Source organism: Nocardia sp. PLKS1-43, from assembly GCF_059510335.1.
The window spans coordinates 734,964-755,143 of the sequence record NZ_JCAJZQ010000002.1 but is presented as its reverse complement, the minus strand read 5'-3'; the positions used below and the strand labels follow the sequence as shown (position 1 = coordinate 755,143).

22 protein-coding genes are annotated in these 20,180 nt (G+C 66.8%); 9 read left to right on the top strand and 13 right to left on the bottom strand.

Annotated features, from left to right (window positions below):
- Positions 1-53 precede the first annotated feature (53 nt).
- The gene (locus AC5WS7_RS11340) at positions 54-836 is read right to left on the bottom strand and encodes a spirocyclase AveC family protein (protein ID WP_495954372.1); all 783 of its coding nucleotides are present in this window, start codon (positions 834-836) and stop codon (positions 54-56) included.
- 238 nt (positions 837-1,074) lie between these two features.
- Here AC5WS7_RS11340 and AC5WS7_RS11335 point away from each other — a divergent pair, with 238 nt between their 5' ends.
- Entirely contained in the window at positions 1,075-1,728 is a 654-nt protein-coding gene (locus AC5WS7_RS11335; RefSeq protein WP_495954371.1) for a TetR/AcrR family transcriptional regulator, read from the top strand.
- 414 nt (positions 1,729-2,142) lie between these two features.
- Here AC5WS7_RS11335 and AC5WS7_RS11330 read toward each other — a convergent pair whose 3' ends face one another.
- Positions 2,143-4,983 carry a helix-turn-helix transcriptional regulator gene (locus AC5WS7_RS11330; protein ID WP_495954370.1) on the bottom strand — a complete coding sequence of 947 codons (2,841 nt, stop codon included), beginning with the start codon at positions 4,981-4,983 and terminating at the stop codon, positions 2,143-2,145.
- Positions 4,984-5,585: 602 nt separating this feature from the next.
- Between AC5WS7_RS11330 and AC5WS7_RS11325 the strand changes: the two genes are divergently transcribed.
- Together AC5WS7_RS11325 and AC5WS7_RS11320 are read left to right on the top strand one after the other, a co-directional pair.
- Complete coding sequence (locus tag AC5WS7_RS11325) at positions 5,586-6,872, top strand: prenyltransferase/squalene oxidase repeat-containing protein (RefSeq protein ID WP_495954369.1); 1,287 nt, start codon at positions 5,586-5,588, stop codon at positions 6,870-6,872.
- A 24-nt stretch (positions 6,873-6,896) separates the two neighbouring features.
- Positions 6,897-7,733 (top strand): DMT family transporter, encoded by an 837-nt coding sequence (locus AC5WS7_RS11320; protein WP_495954368.1) that lies wholly within the window; start codon positions 6,897-6,899, stop codon positions 7,731-7,733.
- Here the strand turns inward: AC5WS7_RS11320 and AC5WS7_RS11315 are convergent.
- From AC5WS7_RS11315 to mbp1, 4 genes are all read right to left on the bottom strand, one after another.
- On the bottom strand, positions 7,672-8,370 hold the full coding sequence (locus AC5WS7_RS11315) for a phosphoribosylanthranilate isomerase (RefSeq protein ID WP_495954367.1): 699 nt from the start codon (positions 8,368-8,370) through the stop codon (positions 7,672-7,674). The genes AC5WS7_RS11320 and AC5WS7_RS11315 overlap by 62 nt on opposite strands.
- An 80-nt stretch (positions 8,371-8,450) precedes the next feature.
- Positions 8,451-8,957, bottom strand: coding sequence for a flavin reductase family protein (locus tag AC5WS7_RS11310; RefSeq protein ID WP_495954366.1), 507 nt, complete (start codon positions 8,955-8,957; stop codon positions 8,451-8,453).
- A gap of 69 nt (positions 8,958-9,026) precedes the next feature.
- Entirely contained in the window at positions 9,027-9,692 is a 666-nt protein-coding gene (locus AC5WS7_RS11305; protein ID WP_495954365.1) for an HAD family hydrolase, read from the bottom strand.
- A 7-nt stretch (positions 9,693-9,699) separates the two neighbouring features.
- A complete protein-coding gene (mbp1, locus tag AC5WS7_RS11300; RefSeq protein WP_495954364.1) occupies positions 9,700-9,945 on the bottom strand; it encodes a microaggregate-binding protein 1 in 246 nt (81 codons plus the stop codon).
- Positions 9,946-10,424: 479 nt separating this feature from the next.
- Here mbp1 and AC5WS7_RS11295 point away from each other — a divergent pair, with 479 nt between their 5' ends.
- Positions 10,425-11,222: a hypothetical protein gene (locus AC5WS7_RS11295; RefSeq protein ID WP_495954363.1), complete on the top strand. Its 798-nt coding sequence runs from the start codon at positions 10,425-10,427 to the stop codon at positions 11,220-11,222.
- Positions 11,223-11,795: 573 nt separating this feature from the next.
- On the opposite strand, the gene AC5WS7_RS11290 is transcribed toward AC5WS7_RS11295, so the two are convergent.
- Entirely contained in the window at positions 11,796-11,948 is a 153-nt protein-coding gene (locus AC5WS7_RS11290) for a hypothetical protein (protein ID WP_495954362.1), read from the bottom strand.
- 13 nt (positions 11,949-11,961) lie between these two features.
- On the opposite strand from AC5WS7_RS11290, the gene AC5WS7_RS11285 reads away from it, so the two are divergent.
- Positions 11,962-13,188, top strand: coding sequence for a glycoside hydrolase family 27 protein (locus AC5WS7_RS11285; RefSeq protein ID WP_495954361.1), 1,227 nt, complete (start codon positions 11,962-11,964; stop codon positions 13,186-13,188).
- A 238-nt stretch (positions 13,189-13,426) separates the two neighbouring features.
- Here AC5WS7_RS11285 and AC5WS7_RS11280 read toward each other — a convergent pair whose 3' ends face one another.
- A complete protein-coding gene (locus AC5WS7_RS11280; RefSeq protein WP_495954360.1) occupies positions 13,427-14,104 on the bottom strand; it encodes a class I SAM-dependent methyltransferase in 678 nt (225 codons plus the stop codon).
- Between the two features lie 74 nt (positions 14,105-14,178).
- Between AC5WS7_RS11280 and AC5WS7_RS11275 the strand changes: the two genes are divergently transcribed.
- Positions 14,179-15,078: a helix-turn-helix domain-containing protein gene (locus AC5WS7_RS11275; protein WP_495954359.1), complete on the top strand. Its 900-nt coding sequence runs from the start codon at positions 14,179-14,181 to the stop codon at positions 15,076-15,078.
- 131 nt (positions 15,079-15,209) lie between these two features.
- Positions 15,210-15,434, top strand: coding sequence for a hypothetical protein (locus AC5WS7_RS11270; RefSeq protein WP_495954358.1), 225 nt, complete (start codon positions 15,210-15,212; stop codon positions 15,432-15,434).
- A gap of 157 nt (positions 15,435-15,591) precedes the next feature.
- Here the strand turns inward: AC5WS7_RS11270 and AC5WS7_RS11265 are convergent, their stop codons facing one another.
- Positions 15,592-16,248, bottom strand: coding sequence for a CatB-related O-acetyltransferase (locus AC5WS7_RS11265; protein ID WP_495954357.1), 657 nt, complete (start codon positions 16,246-16,248; stop codon positions 15,592-15,594).
- Positions 16,173-16,595, bottom strand: coding sequence for an ATP-binding cassette domain-containing protein (locus tag AC5WS7_RS11260; protein WP_495954356.1), 423 nt, complete (start codon positions 16,593-16,595; stop codon positions 16,173-16,175). The genes AC5WS7_RS11265 and AC5WS7_RS11260 overlap by 76 nt, the downstream gene beginning before the upstream one ends.
- Before the next feature lie 153 nt (positions 16,596-16,748).
- Between AC5WS7_RS11260 and AC5WS7_RS11255 the strand changes: the two genes are divergently transcribed.
- Positions 16,749-17,354 (top strand): TetR/AcrR family transcriptional regulator, encoded by a 606-nt coding sequence (locus tag AC5WS7_RS11255; protein WP_495954355.1) that lies wholly within the window; start codon positions 16,749-16,751, stop codon positions 17,352-17,354.
- A 111-nt stretch (positions 17,355-17,465) separates the two neighbouring features.
- Here the strand turns inward: AC5WS7_RS11255 and AC5WS7_RS11250 are convergent, their stop codons facing one another.
- The 3 genes from AC5WS7_RS11250 to AC5WS7_RS11240 form a co-directional block, all read right to left on the bottom strand.
- On the bottom strand, positions 17,466-17,606 hold the full coding sequence (locus AC5WS7_RS11250; protein ID WP_495954354.1) for a hypothetical protein: 141 nt from the start codon (positions 17,604-17,606) through the stop codon (positions 17,466-17,468).
- Positions 17,607-17,749: 143 nt separating this feature from the next.
- Positions 17,750-18,643, bottom strand: coding sequence for an NAD(P)-dependent oxidoreductase (locus AC5WS7_RS11245; RefSeq protein WP_495954353.1), 894 nt, complete (start codon positions 18,641-18,643; stop codon positions 17,750-17,752).
- The gene (locus AC5WS7_RS11240; protein ID WP_495954352.1) at positions 18,640-19,548 is read right to left on the bottom strand and encodes an NAD(P)-dependent oxidoreductase; all 909 of its coding nucleotides are present in this window, start codon (positions 19,546-19,548) and stop codon (positions 18,640-18,642) included. The genes AC5WS7_RS11245 and AC5WS7_RS11240 overlap by 4 nt, the downstream gene beginning before the upstream one ends.
- Positions 19,549-19,634: 86 nt before the next feature.
- On the opposite strand from AC5WS7_RS11240, the gene AC5WS7_RS11235 reads away from it, so the two are divergent.
- Entirely contained in the window at positions 19,635-20,021 is a 387-nt protein-coding gene (locus AC5WS7_RS11235; RefSeq protein WP_495954351.1) for a winged helix-turn-helix transcriptional regulator, read from the top strand.
- Positions 20,022-20,180: the final 159 nt, after the last annotated feature.

The following is a 20,180-nucleotide window of genomic DNA, read 5'->3' as shown; positions in this document are numbered from 1 at the left end:
GGTCGGGACTCCCTCGTATTCGACTGCGCGGCAGTCGTTTACGAGGATCGGTACTATTTCGGCTGATTCGGGATGCCCGGGAACAGCTGTGCCGTGGGCCCGGCGGTCACCTGCCCCTGCGTCTTCGTCACCAGGTGCGGTGCGAAGACGGCCCCGTAGAGCGCGGTGCCCAAGACGACGATCCCGAGCACCGACAGCGCCGACGACCACACGCGATTCACCGAAATCCGTTCGGCCAGCAGGTCGATGACGGTGCGTCCCTCGGCATCGGTACGTCCCAGGATGTAGGTGAAGACCATCATCTGCACGCCCATCGCGAGGGCGTCGTACAGCGGGTACTGGTGTTTGCTTCCCTCCCACAGCGCCAATCCGTGAATCACGCGGCCGTAGTAGAAGACTCCGAGCCGCGCCCCGAGAATCGCGTTGAACCCGAATGCCCAGACGAAACCGGCCACGAGCCCGACCACGAGCAGAGTCTGCGGTCGGCGCCAGCCGAACTTCGAGATCAGCCGGCGTCCGAGCCCCACGCCGAGCACGGCGGGCAGGACGAAATAGGCGATATAACCCGGTGGCACCGCCGCGGGCAGTCCGCCCCAGGTCATATTCAGCGGCCACCAGGACGGCATGCGCGGGATCGCGGGCGCGAACTGCGCGTAGACCGCCCAATCGTACGGGGCCTCGATCCAGGAGAACGAGATCGCCGAAATGCACAGCAGCAGTAGCGGATGCAGTCGCCGACCACGATACGAGAGGTAGCCGCCGGCGGCGAGAAATGCCAGGCCCCCGACGTAGGCGAAACCGATGGCGGCCCGCAGCAGGGGTGTCGACTCGATCATCGCTCACGCTCCCGGCGCCGACGGCGGGCTTCCGGGTCGAATCGGCACACCACGCCGAAGATGACGACCACGAGCCCGAACAGTGTGCCCAGCATGATGCCTGCGCCCATGCCCGCACCCCCTTCGAAAGATGCGCTCCGCAGCGCTTTGGATAGCGAGCACTATCCTAAATGAGGACAGCGGGCACTGTCTTATGATTGCGGGAACCGTCCAGCGCCGCGCCGAGGAGCGAACGTCCATGCCCCACAACCCCTCCGGCCGCGGCGGCCCGGCCGATCCGCCGCCCCGCCGACCGCGGGGCGAGCCGCGCCGGCTGCTGCTCGACGCGGCACGCACCCTGTTCGCCCGGCAGGACTACCGCAGCACCACCACTCGTGAGATCGCCGCGGCGGCGGGGGTGAGCGAGCACCTGCTGTTCCGCCATTTCGGTTCGAAGGCGGCACTTTTCCGCGAGGCCGTGGTACTTCCCTTCACCGGCTTCGTCGACGAGTTCGGCCGCACCTGGCAAGCGGTCGTCCCCGAGCAGACCGATGAGCAGGAGCTGGCCCGGCAGTTCGCCGGCCGGCTGTACGACCTGTTCGTCGAGAACCGGGGACTCGTCGTCACCCTGCTGGCATCGGAGAACCTGGGCCCGCGGGAGATCGAGGACACCGGGATCGCCGATATCAGGCAGGCTCTGGATGCGCTCGGCCGGATCAGCGCCGAGGGGATGCGCCTGCGGGGCGTGCGATCCGAACACCCGGCCCTGGCGGCCCATTCGACGGTCGCGATGATCGCCGGGATGGCCGCACTGCGCTCGACCTACTTCGGCTCCGAGCAGCCGCCCCGAGCCGCGATCGTCGAGGAACTCACCCAGGCCATCCTGCATGGCTTCCTGCACCGACATGGCTGACCGGAAGGCCGGGTGCTACGGCCGCTCGCGGTGTCCGAGACCGATCGCCTGGATCGGAAACGGGCCGGTCGGTCAGAGGGCCGCCGGCCGGAGTCGGCGGCGGGCGTCGGCGCAGAGGTGCGGCGGCAGCGGTCCGCGCGCGGTGATCACGACATTGGCGGCGAGGTACTCGATCTTGCCGGTTCCGGCGACCGTGCGGCTCAGATCGGGATGGCTGATGGTGAAGCGCAGGCGAACTCGTGCCGGCTCATCCCGTCGAGCGGCGCGTCGAAATCCGCTGCCTCCCAACGGTCTCGGGCCGACGGACCGGATGCGCTCAACGGTTCCACGGCGAACTCTCGCCGTCCGATGCCGTGCCGCGTACGGTGCCGCCGCGGATGACGGCACCGGCGTCGGCCCGCGCCGCGCGGGTGATCAGCTTTGGCGGGCGAGACTGACGGCCACCTGGACGCGCGATTGCAGACTGAGCTTGTTCAGGATGCTGGACACGTGGGTTTGCACGGTTCGCCTGGAAAGGAACATCCGCGTGGCGATTTCGGAGTTGGATCCGCCCTGGGCGACCAGTTCGGCAACCTTCTGCTCCGTGGGTGTGAGTGCTTGCCAGCCGGTCTTCGGCCGTTTGCGGGGGCCTCGCGAGCCGCGGCGGACGCCGTGTTCGCGCAGTCGTGACTCGGCTCGGGAAATATCCCATTGGGCGTCCATGCCCGAGTAGGAACGCACCGCCGCGTCCAAAGCCGTCCGAGCCGCCGCGGTACGGCCCTGGCGCGCGAGAACGACGGCGAGTTCCTCGCGGGCCTGACCTTCGTAGAGCGGGCGTCCGGCGCCGTGGAACGCCTGGGCCGACTGCTCGAGCAGTTCGGGTTCATCGAGCGACAATCCGCGGCACAGCAACACTGTCCCCCGCCTGCTGAGAGTCGAATAGCGGGCGTCGAGCGTCTCGGCCGCAGTCGTTGTCTCGTCGAGAACCTGGCGGTCGCCGACGGCGACCGCCAAGCGCGCGACATCGGGATAGGCGTAGTACACGGTCGATCCGGCCAGTCCCGACGCCAGCGTCCGGCATGCCTCGGCGAGTACGGCCAGCGCCTCGGCCGGTCGTCCGCGAGATTCCAGCAACAGCGCATCGACCCAGGAATCGAAGTGCAGATATGTCTGGCTGCCGACCCGGTCGTCCGGCCCCGCCCAGTCGAGTTCGGCATCGGAAGTGCTCCGGTGCACCGCGATCAGCGCGGTCATGCTGTTGGTCACCACACCGTGGCCGAAGATATCCGGTAACCCTTGGCGCGCAAGGATTTCCGCCAGCGCATCGTCCCATCGGCCGCTCAGGAAATACAGCCGGGCCCGTGACACCAGATGCAGTCCGCGGTTCTGCAGACCATCGACCACGGCGTGGCCGAGAATGTCCTCGGCTTCGTCGGGCCGGTCGAGTTCGATCAGGGAATGCGCCCGGAGTACGTAGGGGTCGAGCTGATCCAGTCGATTCCCTGAACCCAGGCATGTTTCGTACGCGGCCGCGACCCGCTCGCCGAGGGCGAGGGCCTGGTCCAGGTAGCCCTGGGTGTATCGCAGTCCGCCCAGGGTGGTGCAGCCCATGCCGACGGTCAGCGCGTCGTCGATCTCGTCCCCGATCGATATGGCTTGCGTCGCGGCTCGTTCGGCGGCATCGAATTTTTCGTCGAAGAAATGGAACAGGCTCAGGAACGCGTTGTAGAGGCCCTCTTCCCACCGGGTCAGGCCCGGCTGGGCCAGTACGAAGTCGGCTGCGGTGGCCGCGTCGTCGAGCCGGCCCTGGGCGTAGTAGGCGCGCACGAGCAGCCACCGCAGCGCTTTGTCGTTCGCCGAGCCCGGTGCCGCCTGGGTCCGGCTCCGGAGTATGTCCTTGGCCGTGGTCTCCGCTTCGGCCGCGCGCCCGCTCCACAACAGCGCCCGGACGTGCTGCACCCGAAAGGTTTCCCGGGCCACCAGGTCCGATCCGGAACTGGTGGCGGCACCGGCGAGCAGATTGATGGCCAGCTCGGGCGCGCGAACGGTGAGCGTTTCGGCGGTTTCGGCCAGCCATCGCAAACTGTGGTCGTCCAGGGGAGCCTCGCCGGCCAGCAGATAGTTCGCGACGCGTTCGGCCGCGGCGCCCGCGGTGATCAGGACGCGGGCCGCGCGAAGCTGCAGAGATCTGCGGGTCGATGCGGGCAACTGATCGGCGAACACCTGACGGAGCAGATCATGCCGGAAGACCAGCTCGTCGCCGGATTTGACCAGCAGGCCCGCCTCGGTGGCGATGCTGATGGCGTCCCAGATCTCCATCACCGGCAATTCCAGGACCGCCGAGAGCTCCATCGCCTCGACACTGGTTCCCAGCGCCGCGGCCATCGTCAATACCTGCTGCGCCGTGCGGGGCAGGAAATCCAGTCTGCGCTCGACGGTTTCGGTGAGCGACTCGGGCAGCGCGAACCGCTCCGGCCGCCCCGCGGGGGACGTCACCAGCTCGGTGGTCCCCGCGTCGGCGGCGGTGAGCGCGTCGGCCTGCTGCAGGCCCGTTACCAGCTCGACGACATAGAACGGGTTACCGCCCGCGCCCGCGACGGCAGCGGTCAATGCCGGGCCGGGCACCGCGCCGAGCACGTCTTCGATCAGCGTCGCGACCTCGGCTGCGGTCAGTGGTTCCAGCTGCAGCTCGGTCGCGTCCCAGGCGTGGAACTGCTTGAGCAACGCCGCCAGGCTGTCCCCGCGCGGCAATGGCCGGATCGCCAGGACGATCAGCAACGGGAGTTCGGTGACGACCTCGCCGAGCCTTTCCAGTACCGCCAGACTGTCCGAGTCGGCCCAGTTGGCGTCGTCCAGTATCAGCATCACCGGACTCGCTGTGCACCACTGATCCACCAGAGCCATCAGCGCTTCGACGACGGCGAAGTGCCGGCTGAACGCGCCGTCACCGGGCAGGTCGACGCCGCGAAGCAACGAATGTAGCTGTGCCGCCGAGGGATCGAGCGTGCCGTGGCCGAAACCGAGGCACCAGCCGAGCGCGGCATAGGGCACCTCCCGCTCGATCTCCGTGGCCGTGCCCCGGAGCAACCGTGCCCCGTATGTGGAGGCCGAGCGGCTCACCGCGTTCAGCAATGAGGTCTTGCCGATTCCGGGCTCGCCGCTGATGACCACGATTCCGCCACGCCCCGCCGCGGCTTGTTCGGCAATTGCGGAGATCCTGGCGAATTCGGCCTGCCGTCCCACCAATCGGTTGCTTCCGGTTCGATCTCCTAGCACGCTAGCGATACTGCCATGTCGCCCGATCGAAACTTCCGGCAATACGGAAACAGCCGAATTCGACGCGCGCCCGGGCGGTCCGATCGAACCGGTACCGGCCGTCCCGCCGCGCCCGCGCGGTCGTTATCGGCGACGGCTGTCCGATACCTCGGTCATCGGCGGCGCGATTGCGATCGGGTCGCGAGTGCGGATCCTGCCCCGGAACAGCTCCGGCTGCGGCGGAACAACTTTCGCCGAGCCGGTCCCGGCAGCCGCGCCGGAACACGGGTTGCAATCCGAACTCGGACCAGCGCAATTCCGGTCACGCGGTGAAGTCCGCGTGATAAAATTCGAGACGCAGATACGTGACCCAGGGGGCGTAGCGTCGGCGAATCAGATCCGCTGCCTGCGGATCTCGTGGCGTCACTACGGCGGACGCGGCCGAGGCGCCGATATGGAACCGAAACACGTTCGCTACCAATCTATTCAGGCGAATTCGGCACGGGCGGATTGTCGGACCACCCGAGTAACTTGGCGGTTATCAGCACCCGATCGAAAGTCTCTGGGGCGACGTACCAAAAAGGGGGTGGAGAGCCGTGTCGAACATCGACGAGCGTATCCGGATGGCTGTGGAATGGCTGCGCGGCAGCCAGATACCGCATCTCAGCGGGGGCGCGGGCTGGGGCTGGATACCCGATGTGCCACCCAATCCCCAGAACACGGCCGAGGTCGTCTGCGTGCTGCACCGCGCCGGCTGCGAAATCCCGCGTGCGGCAAAGGTTGCCATGCTGGTTCGGGCAACGGTCGTGCAACGGCCGAACGGCGACGAATGGTACTTCCGTACCCCGATCGACGTCGCGTGGCGCATCCGGGCGCTGCGCTGCCTGGCGATCGAGGAGTCCGATCCCGATCTGGCCGCGGCCGTGCGATCCCTACTGGACCAACAGGATTCGGAAACCGGCGGATGGCGCATATCGGGTTTCCTCGGGCCGGTATCGATCACCGCGACCGCCGCCGCGGTCGAGGCGCTCATCGTTGACGGCGGCTTCGATGGCGAACGGCACCAGGCCATCTCGCGCGGCATCGACTATCTGGTCTCGGCGATGTATCAGGATCCGCGTTCCCTGCCGATCTACGCGGCCGCGCACATCGCCACCGTGCTCGCCCGCCCGGAGATCATCCGGATCGGTGACAAGCGTGCCGAGCGCGCCTGCGCGATGGCGGTCAAACGGCTGCTGACCGGCTTGCGCCGCGGCGAGTGCGAGATCGAGACCGAGATCTTCCGCCGTGACGATCTGGTCGACACCTGGCGCCATCTCACGCTGCATCTGGCGGTCGGCGCGGTGATATCGGCCGACAGCCGCACCATCTTCGATCCCGCGGTGCGCGCGGCGATCGTCGCGCTGCTGGACCTGCAGGAGATGGATGCGCTGGCCATCTACCGGGGCGGCTTCCGCATCTCCGACGAGGGACCGGTCACCTCCTACGCGACCACGCAGGCGCTGGAGGCCCTGTTGCAGGTGCGGCCGGCGATCAACGAGCGGGTGAATCCGGCGAAGGTATACGACGAGATCTGCCGGGTCGACGGCGCCCATCGCACCGACCCGCAGGCGATCGCCTCGGTGCGCGGTCACCGCATGCTGATGAATTCCACTGCGGGAGAAGCGTTGCTGGTGCTCGGCACGGCGGCCGGTACCACGGTCTTCGCGTTGGCGGTAGGCTTCGACACCGTATACGGCACGATCGCCAGCCGGGCACTGGTGGTATGGGGCACGGCGCTCATCGCCTTCGGCGCGTACTGCGGCCTGGCCACGCACTTCCCGCGATTACCGAAGCGGCGGGTGGCCAGCGCGGTGTTCGCCGCGTTCACCGCGCTCGTCCTGCCCGTGGTCACCTACCTGCTGACCTAGCCTATGGGCGCTCCGATCGCTCTGATGATCGCGGTGACCTGCCTGTGGGGTACCTCCAGCGCGCTGCTGGCGGCGCTGGGGGCACCGACCACGGCCGGTCTGGTCGCCCTCGGCGGTGCGGTGCCGCTGCTGGTGTCGGCGCGGTTGCGCGGCCAGCGCCCGTGGGCGACGCTCACCGCGAACCCGGCGTTGTACGTCCAGTTGGGCGTGCTGGAGGCGGCGAATCTGGCGTTGTACGTCGCGGCGCTGCGAATCGGCCCGCTGCCGGTGGTGGTCGCTCTGCACCTGACGGCGCCGGTGCTGATCATCGCCGCGTCGCTGCTGCGCGGACGTCGCGCGCCGACGCTTCCGGTACTGGTCGAGCTGCTGCTGGTCGCGGGGGCGATCTGGCTGGTGGCCGGACGCCACCCGGGCGGCACGGCGGTGGGGGCGGCCGTGCTCGGATGCGGACTGGCGCTCGGCAGTGCGGCGTGCGTCGCGCTGCTGGTCAGTGTGATAGCGCGGCAGCCGGGGCCGAACCACACGATCACCGCCGCGGCACTGCAATTGCTGCTGGGTGGGATCGCGAGCAGTCCGCTGCTCGCGCTGGATCCACCGCCGGCGCGCAATGCGGCCGAGCTGGCAGCGGTCGGCGCACTGCTGCTCGGACCCGGATTCGCCCTCTACTGGCAGGCACTGCGATGGCTGGACGCGGCGACGGCCAGCGTCGTCGGACTCAACGAGGCAGTGGTGGCCACCCTGGTGGGCGCGGTGTGCACACGGACTCTGCCGACCTCCGCGACCGCCGGGGCGGGCGTACTCATCTTGCTCGCAGTCGGGCTGGAGCAACGGTCGGCGACGCGAAGGCGTGTGCGGCCCTGACGAATTCGCTGCAATTGTCCGGATCCTTGTCACCGCGCGCGTCGTCGACGCCGGAGTTGACATCGACCCAGGCCGGTCGCACCGCATCGATGGCCGCGGTGAGGTTGCGCGGGTTCAGGCCCCCGGCCAGCATGACCGGGAATTCCGATGCGGAGAGCAGATCGACGATGTGTGCGCTGATCGACCAGTCGTGCGTGCGCCCGGTTCCGCCGAGCCGGTCCGCGGACCGCGAATCCAGCACGATCCCATCGCAATTCGGCGCCGCGCGCACGGCCGCGCCGATCGCCTCGGGCCCGGTGACGTGGACCGCGCGGATCACCCGCCGGCCGGCCGCGTCCCGCCGGACCGCACGCACGGTGTCCAGCGTAATCAGCCCGTGCAACTGGATGCAGTCCACATCGATCCGGTCCGCAAGGCGCAGGACGTCTTTCGCATCGGTGAGATGGGTGACCAGCACGCGCTCCATCGACGCGGGCACCATCCGCGACAAGCGCCGAGCCTGTTCGACGCCGAGTTCGTCCTCACTGAAGTGCGTGGTGCCCGAAATGAACCCGGCCGCATCCGCATCGGCCGCGACGACGGCCCGGAGATCCGATTCACTCCGGATGCCGCAGATTTTCGCTCGGACATTGATCATCGGCACACGATACTGCCCAGACTGTGCCAATCCGGCGGGCCACGTCGTTATTGGTTGCACACTCAGTATGAACCTTCGGGCTATGCCTGGTGGCCGGGTCGCAGATCGTCGACCATCCGATAACGCAGAGCGGCGACGTCGGTGCCCGGAGGCGAGCCGCTGTCCGGGGCGATCAGCATTCCCGTGTGGTCGCCGTAGTCGTGGCGGTCGATGATGGGGCCGCTGAACCAGCTCGTCGCGGCGGTCAGGATCGGTACGCCGCCGGGGCCCGGCTGCCATTGGCAGTGCGCGAATTTGTCGATCTCCTCGCCGGTCTCGCCGCCGAAAAGCGCGGCCAGCGAGGTCTGCTCCGATGTGAGGAAGTGAACGGCGAGGCGCTGTGCGCGTTCGGCGACACCGAAGGTGTGGTTGGTTTTCGACAGCCCGACCAGAAAGCGCAGTGGCTGAATGCTGATCTGGGTGCTGAATCCGACCAGGCAGCCGCTCAACTCGTCGTCGTCGCGGGTGGTCACCACGAAGACCGGATAGTCCGCCGCCGCGACCACCGCTTCGCAGCTGGTGTCCGCCCCTTCGTTTGCGTCCGACATGAGTTTCCCCAATGGGTTGCTGGTTTCGGCGATCGTTGTCGCGGGCGGAAATCGGCCGCGACCGAGGTATCAGGCGAGGGGCGTGTCGTCCAACGAGGCCGCGAGGTCACCGGGGGTGTCGTAGATGGCAATGGCGCCGGCGTCGCGGAGCTCGTCGTCCCCGAAGCCGCCCGAGCGCACGGCGATCGCGGGCATCCCGGCACTTTTCGCCGCCTCGATATCCCACACCGAGTCACCGACCATCACACTCGACGCGCTCTGCGGCGCGCCCAGCTTCGTCAACGCGACTTGCAGCAGGTCCGGGGCGGGCTTGGATGCTTCGACGTCGGCGCTGCTGGTCCAGGCGTCGGCGATATCGCGCGCCCCGAGCTTGTCCAGGAACGCCTCCACGTGGCGAGACTGGGCGGAGCTTGCCAACACCAGCCGATGACCGCGCTGCTTGATGGCCACCAGCAGTTCGCGGGCGCCGGGCAGCGGGGCCATCTCCTCGAGCAGGGCGTCGGCTTGCCTGCCCTGCTCCTGCCTGGCGCGCTCGCCCACCCGGCGCTCGAGAGTGTCACCGCCCACAGCCGTGACCAGCTGATCGCCGCCCATGCCGATCAGCCGGTGCAGCCGCCATATCGGATAGATGTGGCCCACCGAGCGCAACGCCCGGTACCAGGCGAGGGCATGGTGGTAATTCGAGTCGATGAGTGTGCCATCGATGTCGAGAACGGCGATGGTGGAATCGGTCACGTGGCCGTCAGTCGTCCTGATGCGTGCGCTGGCGCTGTTCGTGCAGATCGGCCGCCGCCCGCTCCTTTTCCGCGCGCGCCTCGTTCTTGGCGGCTTCCTTCTGGGCGTCGGCCTTGTCCTGCTGGGCGCTGCCCTCATCCGCCAGGTTCCGGTCGCCGATCAGCGCCCCGGCGGCCTCCTTCGCCCGGCCCTTGATTCCCTCGACGGCAGCCTCGACACCTTCTTCGACACCGTTGCGTGCGTGATTGGACACAGGAACCCTCCATGAGTCGATCAATATCGGTCGGACAGGGCGATACCCGGCTCCGGCGTCATGAAACGGTCCACCGGAGACTCGACGAGATGCCGGTGATGCCGAGGAGGAGCCGTTCGGCCGGCAACTGTCTCCCTTCGTCTTCTCGTTGCTCAGCGTGGCGCCGGCTGTCGGCACGGTCGATCGTGGCCGGACGGTCTGCTGGGTGCCGCTGGGAGGTGGTGATTCGTCGAGGGCGTCGACACCGTGCTGTTGATCGGTCACTCGGGATACGCAGCCCCGAGCGACTGGTGGACAAGGTCGGCCGACTCCGAGTGGCGCGCAAGCGTGCCGCCGGACCGTCGGACCGGCAGGCGAAGACCGGAGGCCTCCGGCCGAGATCGTCGATATTCACACCGGCTCCGGCGACGCCTACGGGTCGCCCGAAGTGCATGTTATGTTGCGGCGCAGGAGAATTCGCGTCAAGGAACCTCACGCTGGTGATGGTCGGCGAATCCGCGGTGTGCCGGTCGCGCCGTAAAATGCGGTGCGGCAACGGTTGCGCCGAACCTAGGATCATCGATGTGGTCGGGGTAGTGATAATCGTTCTCGCGTTTTTGGCGCCCGCATTGGTTTTGGTGACATTCCGCGCCATCCGTCACGCCGGGCCGACCGCCAGACGGCAACGGTTCGTAGCGGATCTATTGTCGGCCGCGGCGACCGACGACATGGAAGTGCTCAGGGTTTCCATGCACCGGGGAGCGGTCAATTACCCTACCGCACAAGGAGATACCGCGCTGCACTACGCCTATTACACGGGCGAGCAGAACGCGATCGACAACCTGCGTGCGTATGGCGCCGACGAGAACCTGCGAAACAACGAGGGGCTCACGCCGCGAGACATGGCTGACCTCGCGGCGACGGAAGATAAACTGCGACAGGGTGTTCGATGTCTGAACTCCGACGGCGTCTGGCTGGCGCCCGACGACGGATTCCACATCTACCGTCGGCTACGAGACAGTCCGCCCCTGATCTACAACCCGGCGGTGGTGCGGCAGGTGCTCGAGCCCGACCGCCGTCGGGAACTGCTGATACTCGCGATCAAAGTCGGTAAGGCCGGTTCTCAGGAGAAACTGGCCGAAGCGCTCGATGCTTTCGGCGACAAGACCATGGCCGAGGACTACCTCAACGCCGGCTCTCCGTACCTCCAGCAAGCGGCCGAGCGCTGGGCCCGAGTGCACAACTACAAAATCTACCGGGCTCCCGGCGCGGTCAGCATCGTGTGGGGACAGTTCTAGCGCTCGAAAGGGGTTCACCGGTGTCCGGCTACAAGCTGATCGAACAAGGGCGCTCCAGCAGGTCGAGGTGCTCGCGGCGGACGATGACGGATTGCTGGCCAGGCGGGTCGCGCCGAGTTCGGTGTGCCGGCGCGACGAGTCGACTGCGCCGAGCACGCCCGGCTCGACACGCCGCCGGCCGCGCGGTGTGCGCCGCGAGATCGGTTGCGGCACTGAAAGTCCGGTATCGCCGATTGCAGGATGTTGCGAGTCGACTGCCCGGCACTGTTGCCCGCTCCGGCAACGCATGGTGCGGGCTCACCGCGGCGAGTTCCCTGGGATACGTTGTTTCCCAACAGTTTCGAGCCCTCGGACTCCTGGGCGAACATTCGGGTGAGCAGGCGCGTGGAAGAGTGGGTGTGTGTGGCACTTCGGTACACAACTCCGGCCGAACGTGAGCGGTGTGCCCGGGGATCTCTGTGCGGGTGATCACAAATCCTTCCCATCAGCGAGACGCTGCAACCATGGCACCGTGTTCTGGACAACCACGTCGAAGGTCGCCGCCGTCCGACGTCGCGGCGTGATGCGGATTCGTCACTGGATCGTGGCGGTCTGCGCGGTGACCGCTGTGCTCGGCGTGGCTGCGGTACCGACCGCGACCGCCGAACCCGTGAGTTCGGGTCCGCCGATGGGATGGAACTCATGGAACTCCGGAATCCCGTTGACCGAGAACGCTATCCGAACCACAATCGACTCCCTGGTGAGTTCGGGAATGCGGGATGCGGGCTACCGCTATGTGAATCTCGACGCCGGGTGGGCGGCGAACGCTCGCGATGCGGCCGGAAATCTTGTGGCCGACCCGCAGAAATTCCCCAGCGGAATCGCCGCACTGGCGCGATACGCGCACGATCGTGGGATGTTGCTGGGACTGTACTCCAGCCCATACAACGAAACCTGCGGCCAATCACTGCAGAACGCAAGCGCCGGGCACGAGACGCGGGACGCGCGAACATTCGCGGCCTGGGGCGTGGACTTCCTGAAATACGACTGGTGCCGTAACAACGACGACCTGAGGGCTCAGGTACGCGTCTTCACCGCGATGCGAGATGCCTTGCGCGCCACCGGCCGCCACATCGTCTACAGCATCAACCCGAACAGCTCCGCCGGACTGCGCGCAGCGCAGGACTACGACTGGTCCCGCATAGCGGACCTGACTCGCAACGCCCACGATCTGTACCCGTTCTGGCGCAACCGGACTCCAGTCGTCGCAGTGAACGAATTCTCGTCCGAACAATTCTTGGGCATCACCGATCAGCTGGCCGCAGCGACACCAGTCGCGGCGCGCAGCCGTCCCGGCTACTGGAACGATCCCGACATGTTGGTCGTCGGCACCCAGTTGGCCGAATTCCTCGCCACGCACCCAGGTACGGTGCCCAGCGCAGTACTGAAAGCGCTGCCGCTGACTCTGCAACAACGAATCGCCGCCCGCGCGACCGTCAAACAGACGACATCGCTACTGACACTGACTCCGGAACAGATTGCGGCCCTGCGCGATCCGCAGTACAGCCTGACCACCGAGGAACAACGCACGCATTTCTCGCTGTGGGCCATGCTGGCCGCCCCCCTGATCGCAGGCAACGACATCCGTGCCATGACCGAGCAGACCCGCACGATACTCACCAACCGTGAAGTCATCGCCGTCGACCAGGACCCGGCATCGGTACAGGGAACCTTCCTGCCCACCGGCAACCATGTCATGGTCAAACCGCTCTCCGACGGCTCGGTCGCGGTCGCGCTGTACAACCCGGACAACAGCCCTGCTGACATCAGCACCACGACCACCGCAGCCGGATTGCCCAGCGCACAATGCTATAAGGTGCGCGACCTGTGGACCCACACATCAACGACGACAACCCGCGCGATCAGCCATGTCGGCGTCGCACCCCACGGCCTGGTGCTCCTGCGCCTGACTCCGAGATGTGATTGATCCCGAACAGGGACCGGCGAAGGAACCGCCCGACATTCTCCAGCGCCCAGGCGGCTTCCGGCAATGCTCGAGATCGAGGACGAGGACCACGTGCTCATCCGGTCCGTCGAAGTGGCTCCCCCGGTGTTGTGTATCGGGCGGCGGAACGCCACACCATCCCGCGCCTGATCCGCACGGATACCTGAGCGCTGGCTTCGACTCCGAAACGGGCCCGTCAGACAGGCCTGGGTGAGACGAATCAGCAGGTGGGGCGGATAGCTCGGTAGAAGGCGATGGTGCCCATGATGCGGTGACGGAGAGTTGGGAGAGTAGCGACCTCGAAGCCGGCGGCGGTGAGGAGTTCGGGGATGGCGTCGTCGCGGTTGTCGTGGAGGTGGCCGGATTTCATCATCCGCTGCGCCATGAACCCGTGGACGCCGCGTGCCAGGTCACCAGCGAAATCGGCCAGGATCAGGCTGCCGCCCGGACGGAGCACACGCCGGATTTCGGCGGCGGTCGCGGTCTTGGCCTCGGGGTCGAGGTGGTGCCACATCAGTGAGGACAGCACGCGGTCGAAGGAGGCATCGGTGTAGGGCAATGCCTGGGAGTAGCCCTGGTCGAAACGGATCCCGTGGAGTTTCTTCGCCTTTCGCTGTGCGCGTGCCAGTGCCAGCGGGTCGGGATCCATTCCGACCACCTCGACCGTCGGCCAGGTTCTTTTGGCCAGGATCGACAGCTTTCCTGTGCCACAGCCGATTTCGAGGATCCACTGGCCGTCGCCCAACTCGGCATGCGCCACCAGCGCGCCGTGCAACCTTGTGGCGCCGAGAGCGGTGGTCATGACGTCGTAGAACGGCAACAACGCGTCGCGCCCAGCAGCCGGGAGATAGTCGTGCTCACGGCCGGAGCTATCCGTAATAGGAGAATTCTTGGTCATGACAACGATGATGAACGCCGAAACAAACTCGCAATTGATGCAGGCGCGGCAAAACTAGGATTATATTCGGGCATATGCGGGACATCACCACCACCGTGCGCTGGAGCGGCGGGGTGCCGGTGTACCGGTATCGCGCCACGCCCGAGACGCCTCCGGTGTCACTGCTGCGGCTGCGGGGGAGTCCGCATGCCGAACAGGCACATCGCCACATTCACGAGTTTCCGGTGCTTTTCTACGTGGCCGAGACACGGCCCGCCGGTGCGGGCGGAGCGCCGATCGCGGAAGGGGATGTGTATGTGATCGCGGCAGGCGAGATCATCGATCCCGCGGTGCTCGACACGGTCAGCACGTGTTTCGGGGTGTTTTTCGATCCGTCGGCGCTCGGCGGAGACGAGCACGGGCCGTGGTCGTCGTGGCGCGCGCATCCGCTGTTGTTCCCGTTCCTGCACGGCACTCCCGGCGGGCTGCTGCGCCTGTCGATCCCGCCGGGGCGGCGTCCGGTGTGGCTGTCGGCGCTGGCCTCGATCGAGGCGGAGCTGGGCAGCCGTCAGGACGGTTATCGCCAAGCGGTCCTGGCACATCTGACCGTGCTGCTCGTCGACATCGCGCGCCTGGCCGCCGACGTGGTCGACGATCTGCGCCGAGGCAACGAGCCGCTGCTGGCCGCGGTGTTCGAGGTGATCGAACGCCGCTTCGCGGAACCGATCTCCTTGCGCGACATCGGCACCGACGTCGGCCTCACCCCGGGCCACCTCACCACGCTCGTCCGCCGGCGCACAGGCCGCACGGTCCTCGACTGGCTCACCGAACGCCGGATGTCGGCCGCTCGGCGTCTGCTCACCGAAACCACCTTGCCGATCAACGAGATCGCCCGCCGCGTCGGCCTTCCCGACCCCGCCTATTTCGCCCGGGTCTTTCGCCGCTACAACAACCTCACCCCCCGGGCCTGGCGCGACAGCGCCACCGCACGGTGAATTGGATGCCCGGTGGTCGGACTCTCTCCACGATCGTGCAGTACGTCACGGTGTAGCCCGATTGTCGGTGAACGACCCTGTCAGCCAGCGGTTTGCGGTTGATCCGACAATCCCGGGCGCAGGTGTTCGATGTGGTAGGCGGCTTGGTCGAGCAACTGGTGAGGTCCCTCGCCCAGTACGCTCGCCCGTCCGCAGCGGCGCTGATCCGGTGGCAACGCGCCAACCATGCCGTACCACTGACGCATCTCGACCCCAACGAACCGCTCGATGACCTGGAACCGCTGCGCAAGGTCATCGACGGGGCCCGCATCGTCGCCATCGGCGAGAACTCCCCCTTCATCACCGAGTTCGCGTAAATGCGGCAGCGCATCCTGCGCTTCCTGGTCGAGCGCTGCGGCTTCACCGTCCTGGCCTTCGATACGGCTTCAGCGAGGGCTTCCCCCTCGATGCCTGGGCACAGGGAGTGGGCGCCGACGACGAACTGGCGACTCACCTGGCCGGGAGGATCCCGGTCTATACCGCCTGTGCAGGCACCGCTTTCTCCAGGTCGTCGATGGTGCCGGATATGATCGTGCGGACACTCGCATCGATGTGCTCGATCGGCCAGTCCCACCAGGCCAGGGCCAGCAGACGCTCGATGTCGTCCGCGCTGAAGCGGTACCGGATGAGGGCGGCCGGATTGCCGCCGACGATGCCATAGTCCGGGACGTCGGAAGTCACCACCGAGCCGGCGCCGACGATCGCGCCGTGCCCGATCCGTACTCCGGGCATCACCGTGACGCCGTATCCGATCCAGACGTCGTTGCCGACTACGGTGTCACCGCGATTGGGAAGGTCCATGAGCAGATCGACATGCCGCGACCACGCGCCGCCCATGGTCGGGAACGGGAAGGTCGACGGTCCGTCCATACGGTGGTTGGCGCCGTTCATGATGAACCGCACGCCGGTGGCCAAGGCGCAGAACTTGCCGATGATCAGCTTCTCCGGACCGTAGTGGTACAGCACATTGCGGGTTTCGAAGGTGGTGGGATCGTCCGGGTCGTCGTAGTAGGAGTACTCGCCGACCTCGATCAACGGCGAGGCGACCAAGGGTTTCAGCAGTACCACGCGCGGCTGTCCGGGCATCGGATGCAGCACGGTGGGTGCGGTGACCGACGGCTGTTCGGGCATGCGGAATCCGTTCTGTGAGTGAATGATCGAACGTTGTGGTCGATGACCGAATCGAGGCTGGTGCGGGCATCTCGCGATCGGTCGATGATCTGCTGGACGCTCGAGTGCGCGGGGAGTTGCTCGTCCTGAGCTGGATAGCCGACGCCGCCCTCGGCATCCGCGACGATCTCACCATGATCGGGCTGCTCGCATCCGGCGAACAGGCGCGGCAGCGTGCTCTTACCGGACCCGTTCTCCCCGATGATCCCGGTGCGTTCACCCGCGTGAAGCGAGCAGGTGACCGCGCCGAGGACCGTGCGCCCGTTGAAGGACTTGCTGACCGCGAGCGCGATGATCCGAGTGGGCACGAACTACCTCCGAAGTATTCGAAGACGACACGATCAGGGGCGACCGCTGAGCCTGGTGAACACTTCGAATGAGCATTGCTACCCCACTAGTGCGACGAATGTTGCGTTAATATGGTTGCATATGTTGTCCCGCCGAGCAACCGGATAGGTCCCATGACCCGTGCCACAGAGAGCGCCTCGCCCCCGCAGTCGCGCCCCGGCGGCCGCACGGCCCGCATTCGCGCCCAGGTCCTCGCAGCCGTTGAGGCAGAACTGACCGAAAACGGTTACGACGCACTGACCGTCGACTCGGTCGCCGCCCGCGCGGGCGTGCACCGCACCACCGTGTATCGCCGCTGGCGCGATGTAGGCGGCCTGATCGCCGATGTGTTCGCCGCCGCGAGCGATCTGGATTGGCATCCGCCCAGCACCGGTTCACTGTGCGGCGATCTCACGGAATTGAACCGCGAGATCCAGGATTCGTTCACCGAGGAATCGTCGATCGCGATGGCGCTGATCGCGGTATCTTTCCGCTCGGCGGACGCGGCGCGGGCACTGCGGCAACTGTGGGAGGACCGCTACACGCAGTGCGAGATCGTCGTGGAACGTGCGATCGGACGCGGTGAGATCCCCGCCGAAACCAATACGCGCGCACTGCTTGTCGCGGCCACGGCGCCGGTGTATCACCAGTTGGTGCTGTTGCGCACTCCGGCCGACGCCGGTTTCCCGGAGCGTGCGGCCGTGGCGGCCACGCTGGCCGCGCAGGCGGGTGCTTTCTGAAGAGCACCACACAACGTGCCGTTCCTGCCGGGTATCCACCGAGAAAACGGCACGATGCTGACTGGACCACTCAGGCATGCAGCTAGTGCGGAGTTGACATTATTCAACCCGCTACCGGCCGACCAAGGACCACATGCTCGGATGCCTGTCGAGCCCGAGCATCACGTCGGCGTCGTCAACGGTCAGCCCCCGTGGCACCAATCTCTCGAGATGGAACAACTGGACGAAGGTCCGGACGTTGGTGACAGGCATACCGAAGGCGTGAGACTGACGGCTGACCAGCAACTCCGATGTGGGTGGTAGCTGTAGTGGCTATTCACATCGCAATTCCGGCTGATCGGGTCCGATCGTACGATATTGGCAGCGTCGGAGCGGTGCACTCCGGTACGCGGCACTCATGCACTTGCCTTGGGGGCTCGAATTGCGTCGATGGTGCGGGTCCAGCCGTCGGTGCCGTGTCCGTCGTCGATGGCACGGCGGTAGAGCGTTTGCACCGCCCGAGGGAGTGTGGTGTCGATGCCGGCCGACTCGGTGGTGGCGAGGATGTGATCGGCGGTGGCGCCCATCATGATGTTGTTGCTGCCCGCGCCGGGGTGCTCGTCGGCGTCGATTCGAGCGCCGAGAGCCGCGGCGCCGCCGGGGGCGATCATGTCGGGGATCGCGGCGACCAGTTGCATGACCCCAGGCAGGAGCATCTCGGCTGGGATGCCCGCAGAGCCCGCCAGCGCGGTGGCGTGTGCGAATCCGGCGAGCGTGGTCAGAAAGACGTCGAGGTTCGCCTGGTATATCAGCTGGGCAAGGCCCGGGTCATCGCCCAGGAATCGTGGATCTCCGAGGTGGGTGACGGCGTGGCGATGCGCGTCGAAGCCGCGCTGTTCGCCGCTGTAGTAGATGTAGGCGAGGTCGGTACCGACCATCGGGGCGGGCACCATGACGCTGCCGGTGACGAACGACGCGCCGTGTGAAGATGCCCAGTTTGCCGCCTCGCGGGTCTTGTCCGGTGTGTCCGAGCTGAGGTTGGCGAGCGTGCGGCCGGCCAGCGAGGTGCCGACGTCGGCGAGGACGTCCCACATCGCTTGGTAATCGGTCAAGCTGAGGATGACGAGTTCACTGGCCGCCACTGCCTCGGCAGGTGATGCCGCCAGTTGTGCTCCGGCCGCCACAAGGTCGTTGGCGCGGCTCGGCGTGCGGTTCCACACGGTGACCGGGTGCCCGGCTCGCAGCAGGGTCCTGGACATCGCCTGGCCCATCGGGCCGAGGCCGAGCACGGTGACCGGTGCGGCGCTCATCGGCCACGACCGACGGTCGTCTCGGACGCGCGGAAGCTCTCGTAGATCCGCGCGAATCCTTCGGAGCCGTGTCCGGCGGCGATCTGCCGGGTGATCAGAGCCTGAACCGCGGCGATCGTCGCCGGGTTCACGCCCTGCTCGTCGCTGGCGCGCACGATGTAGGACAGATCGGAGAAGTCGAGGCTCTGCTGGCCGGCAAGGGTGTAGTCGCCACCGTCGACGACCTGCGCCAAGCCGATGAAACCGCCGGTCATGGCACTGATGAACGGCGCCGCGCGAGCAGCGAAGTCAGTCGCGGTCATACCTTCGGAACCGACCATCGCGGCGCCGTGGAGGAAACCGGCGAACATCTGGTACATCCCGGACAGCATGGCAAGGTCGATCAGCGACGCCCTACCCGCATCCGAACCGTCGAAGACGCTGGTTGCCCACGTGTCGAGGACTTCACGATGCTGGTCGAAGGCGGTTTGTGAGCCGCTGTAGAAGACCTGCGCGCCAGGTGATCCGATCATGGTGGGCACGGCCAGGATCGCGCCGTCGAGATAGTCGATCCCGTGCCCGGCGGCCCAGGCGGCCGTCTCACGCGCCTCGTTCGGGGTGGTTGTGGTGAGGTTGACCAGTGTCTTACCGCGCAGCTGGTCGACCACGGGGTCGAGGGTTTCGTGCACCGACGGGTGCCGGAGCAGGCAGGCCACGATCAGCGGCTGCGCGGTGACGGCGTCGGCGACGGTCGCGCCGCGCTGTGCGCCGCGGGCGACCAGGTCGGCGTCGCGGCCGGCGCTTCGGTTCCATACGGTCACTGTGTGACCGGCGTCGAGGAGCCGGGCGGCGAGGGAGCTGCCCATCGCCCCGAGCCCGAGCATCGCCACGCCGGTGGACATCGGGGTTGTGGTCGGTGAAGTCATGCGTCCATCCTGGACAGCGACACCGGCACTGGAAAGTACCCACTATTTACTGCGGTACTTTCCATTTGGTTAGTGAGGAGGCAGTCGTGGCAAAGGGACCGAGGTCGGGACCGTACATCTGCGGCATCGATGCCGCACTGGACGTCGTGAGCGGCAAGTGGAAGGGCCTGGTCCTGTGGGAACTCCACGCTCACGGCACCCGGCGCTTCGCCGAACTGCGCCGCGCATTGCCGGGGGTCAGCGAGAAGATGCTCACCCAGCATCTGCGCCAGATGCAGGAAGACGGTCTCGTCCACCGCGAGGTCTATGCGGAAGTGCCACCGAAGGTCGAATACTCCCTCACCGAGGCAGGTATCTCCCTCAACGAGGCCCTCCGCGCACTCGGCGAGTGGGGTCGGGAACGACTCCGCCGAGAACGTCTCGAGGTCACCGATATCGACATCCCGCAGACCGTGCCGTCAACAACGTCCTGATCCGCAACAATTGAACCAACAGCGCATGTAAGCCCCTCCGGCTGTCGGCCGATGATGGGGAGGAGCACATATTTGTGGTGGTCGGACAGGCCTGACTGCGTCGGCGCGACGAGTCCGCTGACGATCATCACCTCGGACCGATCAGCAGCGGCTCGCCGA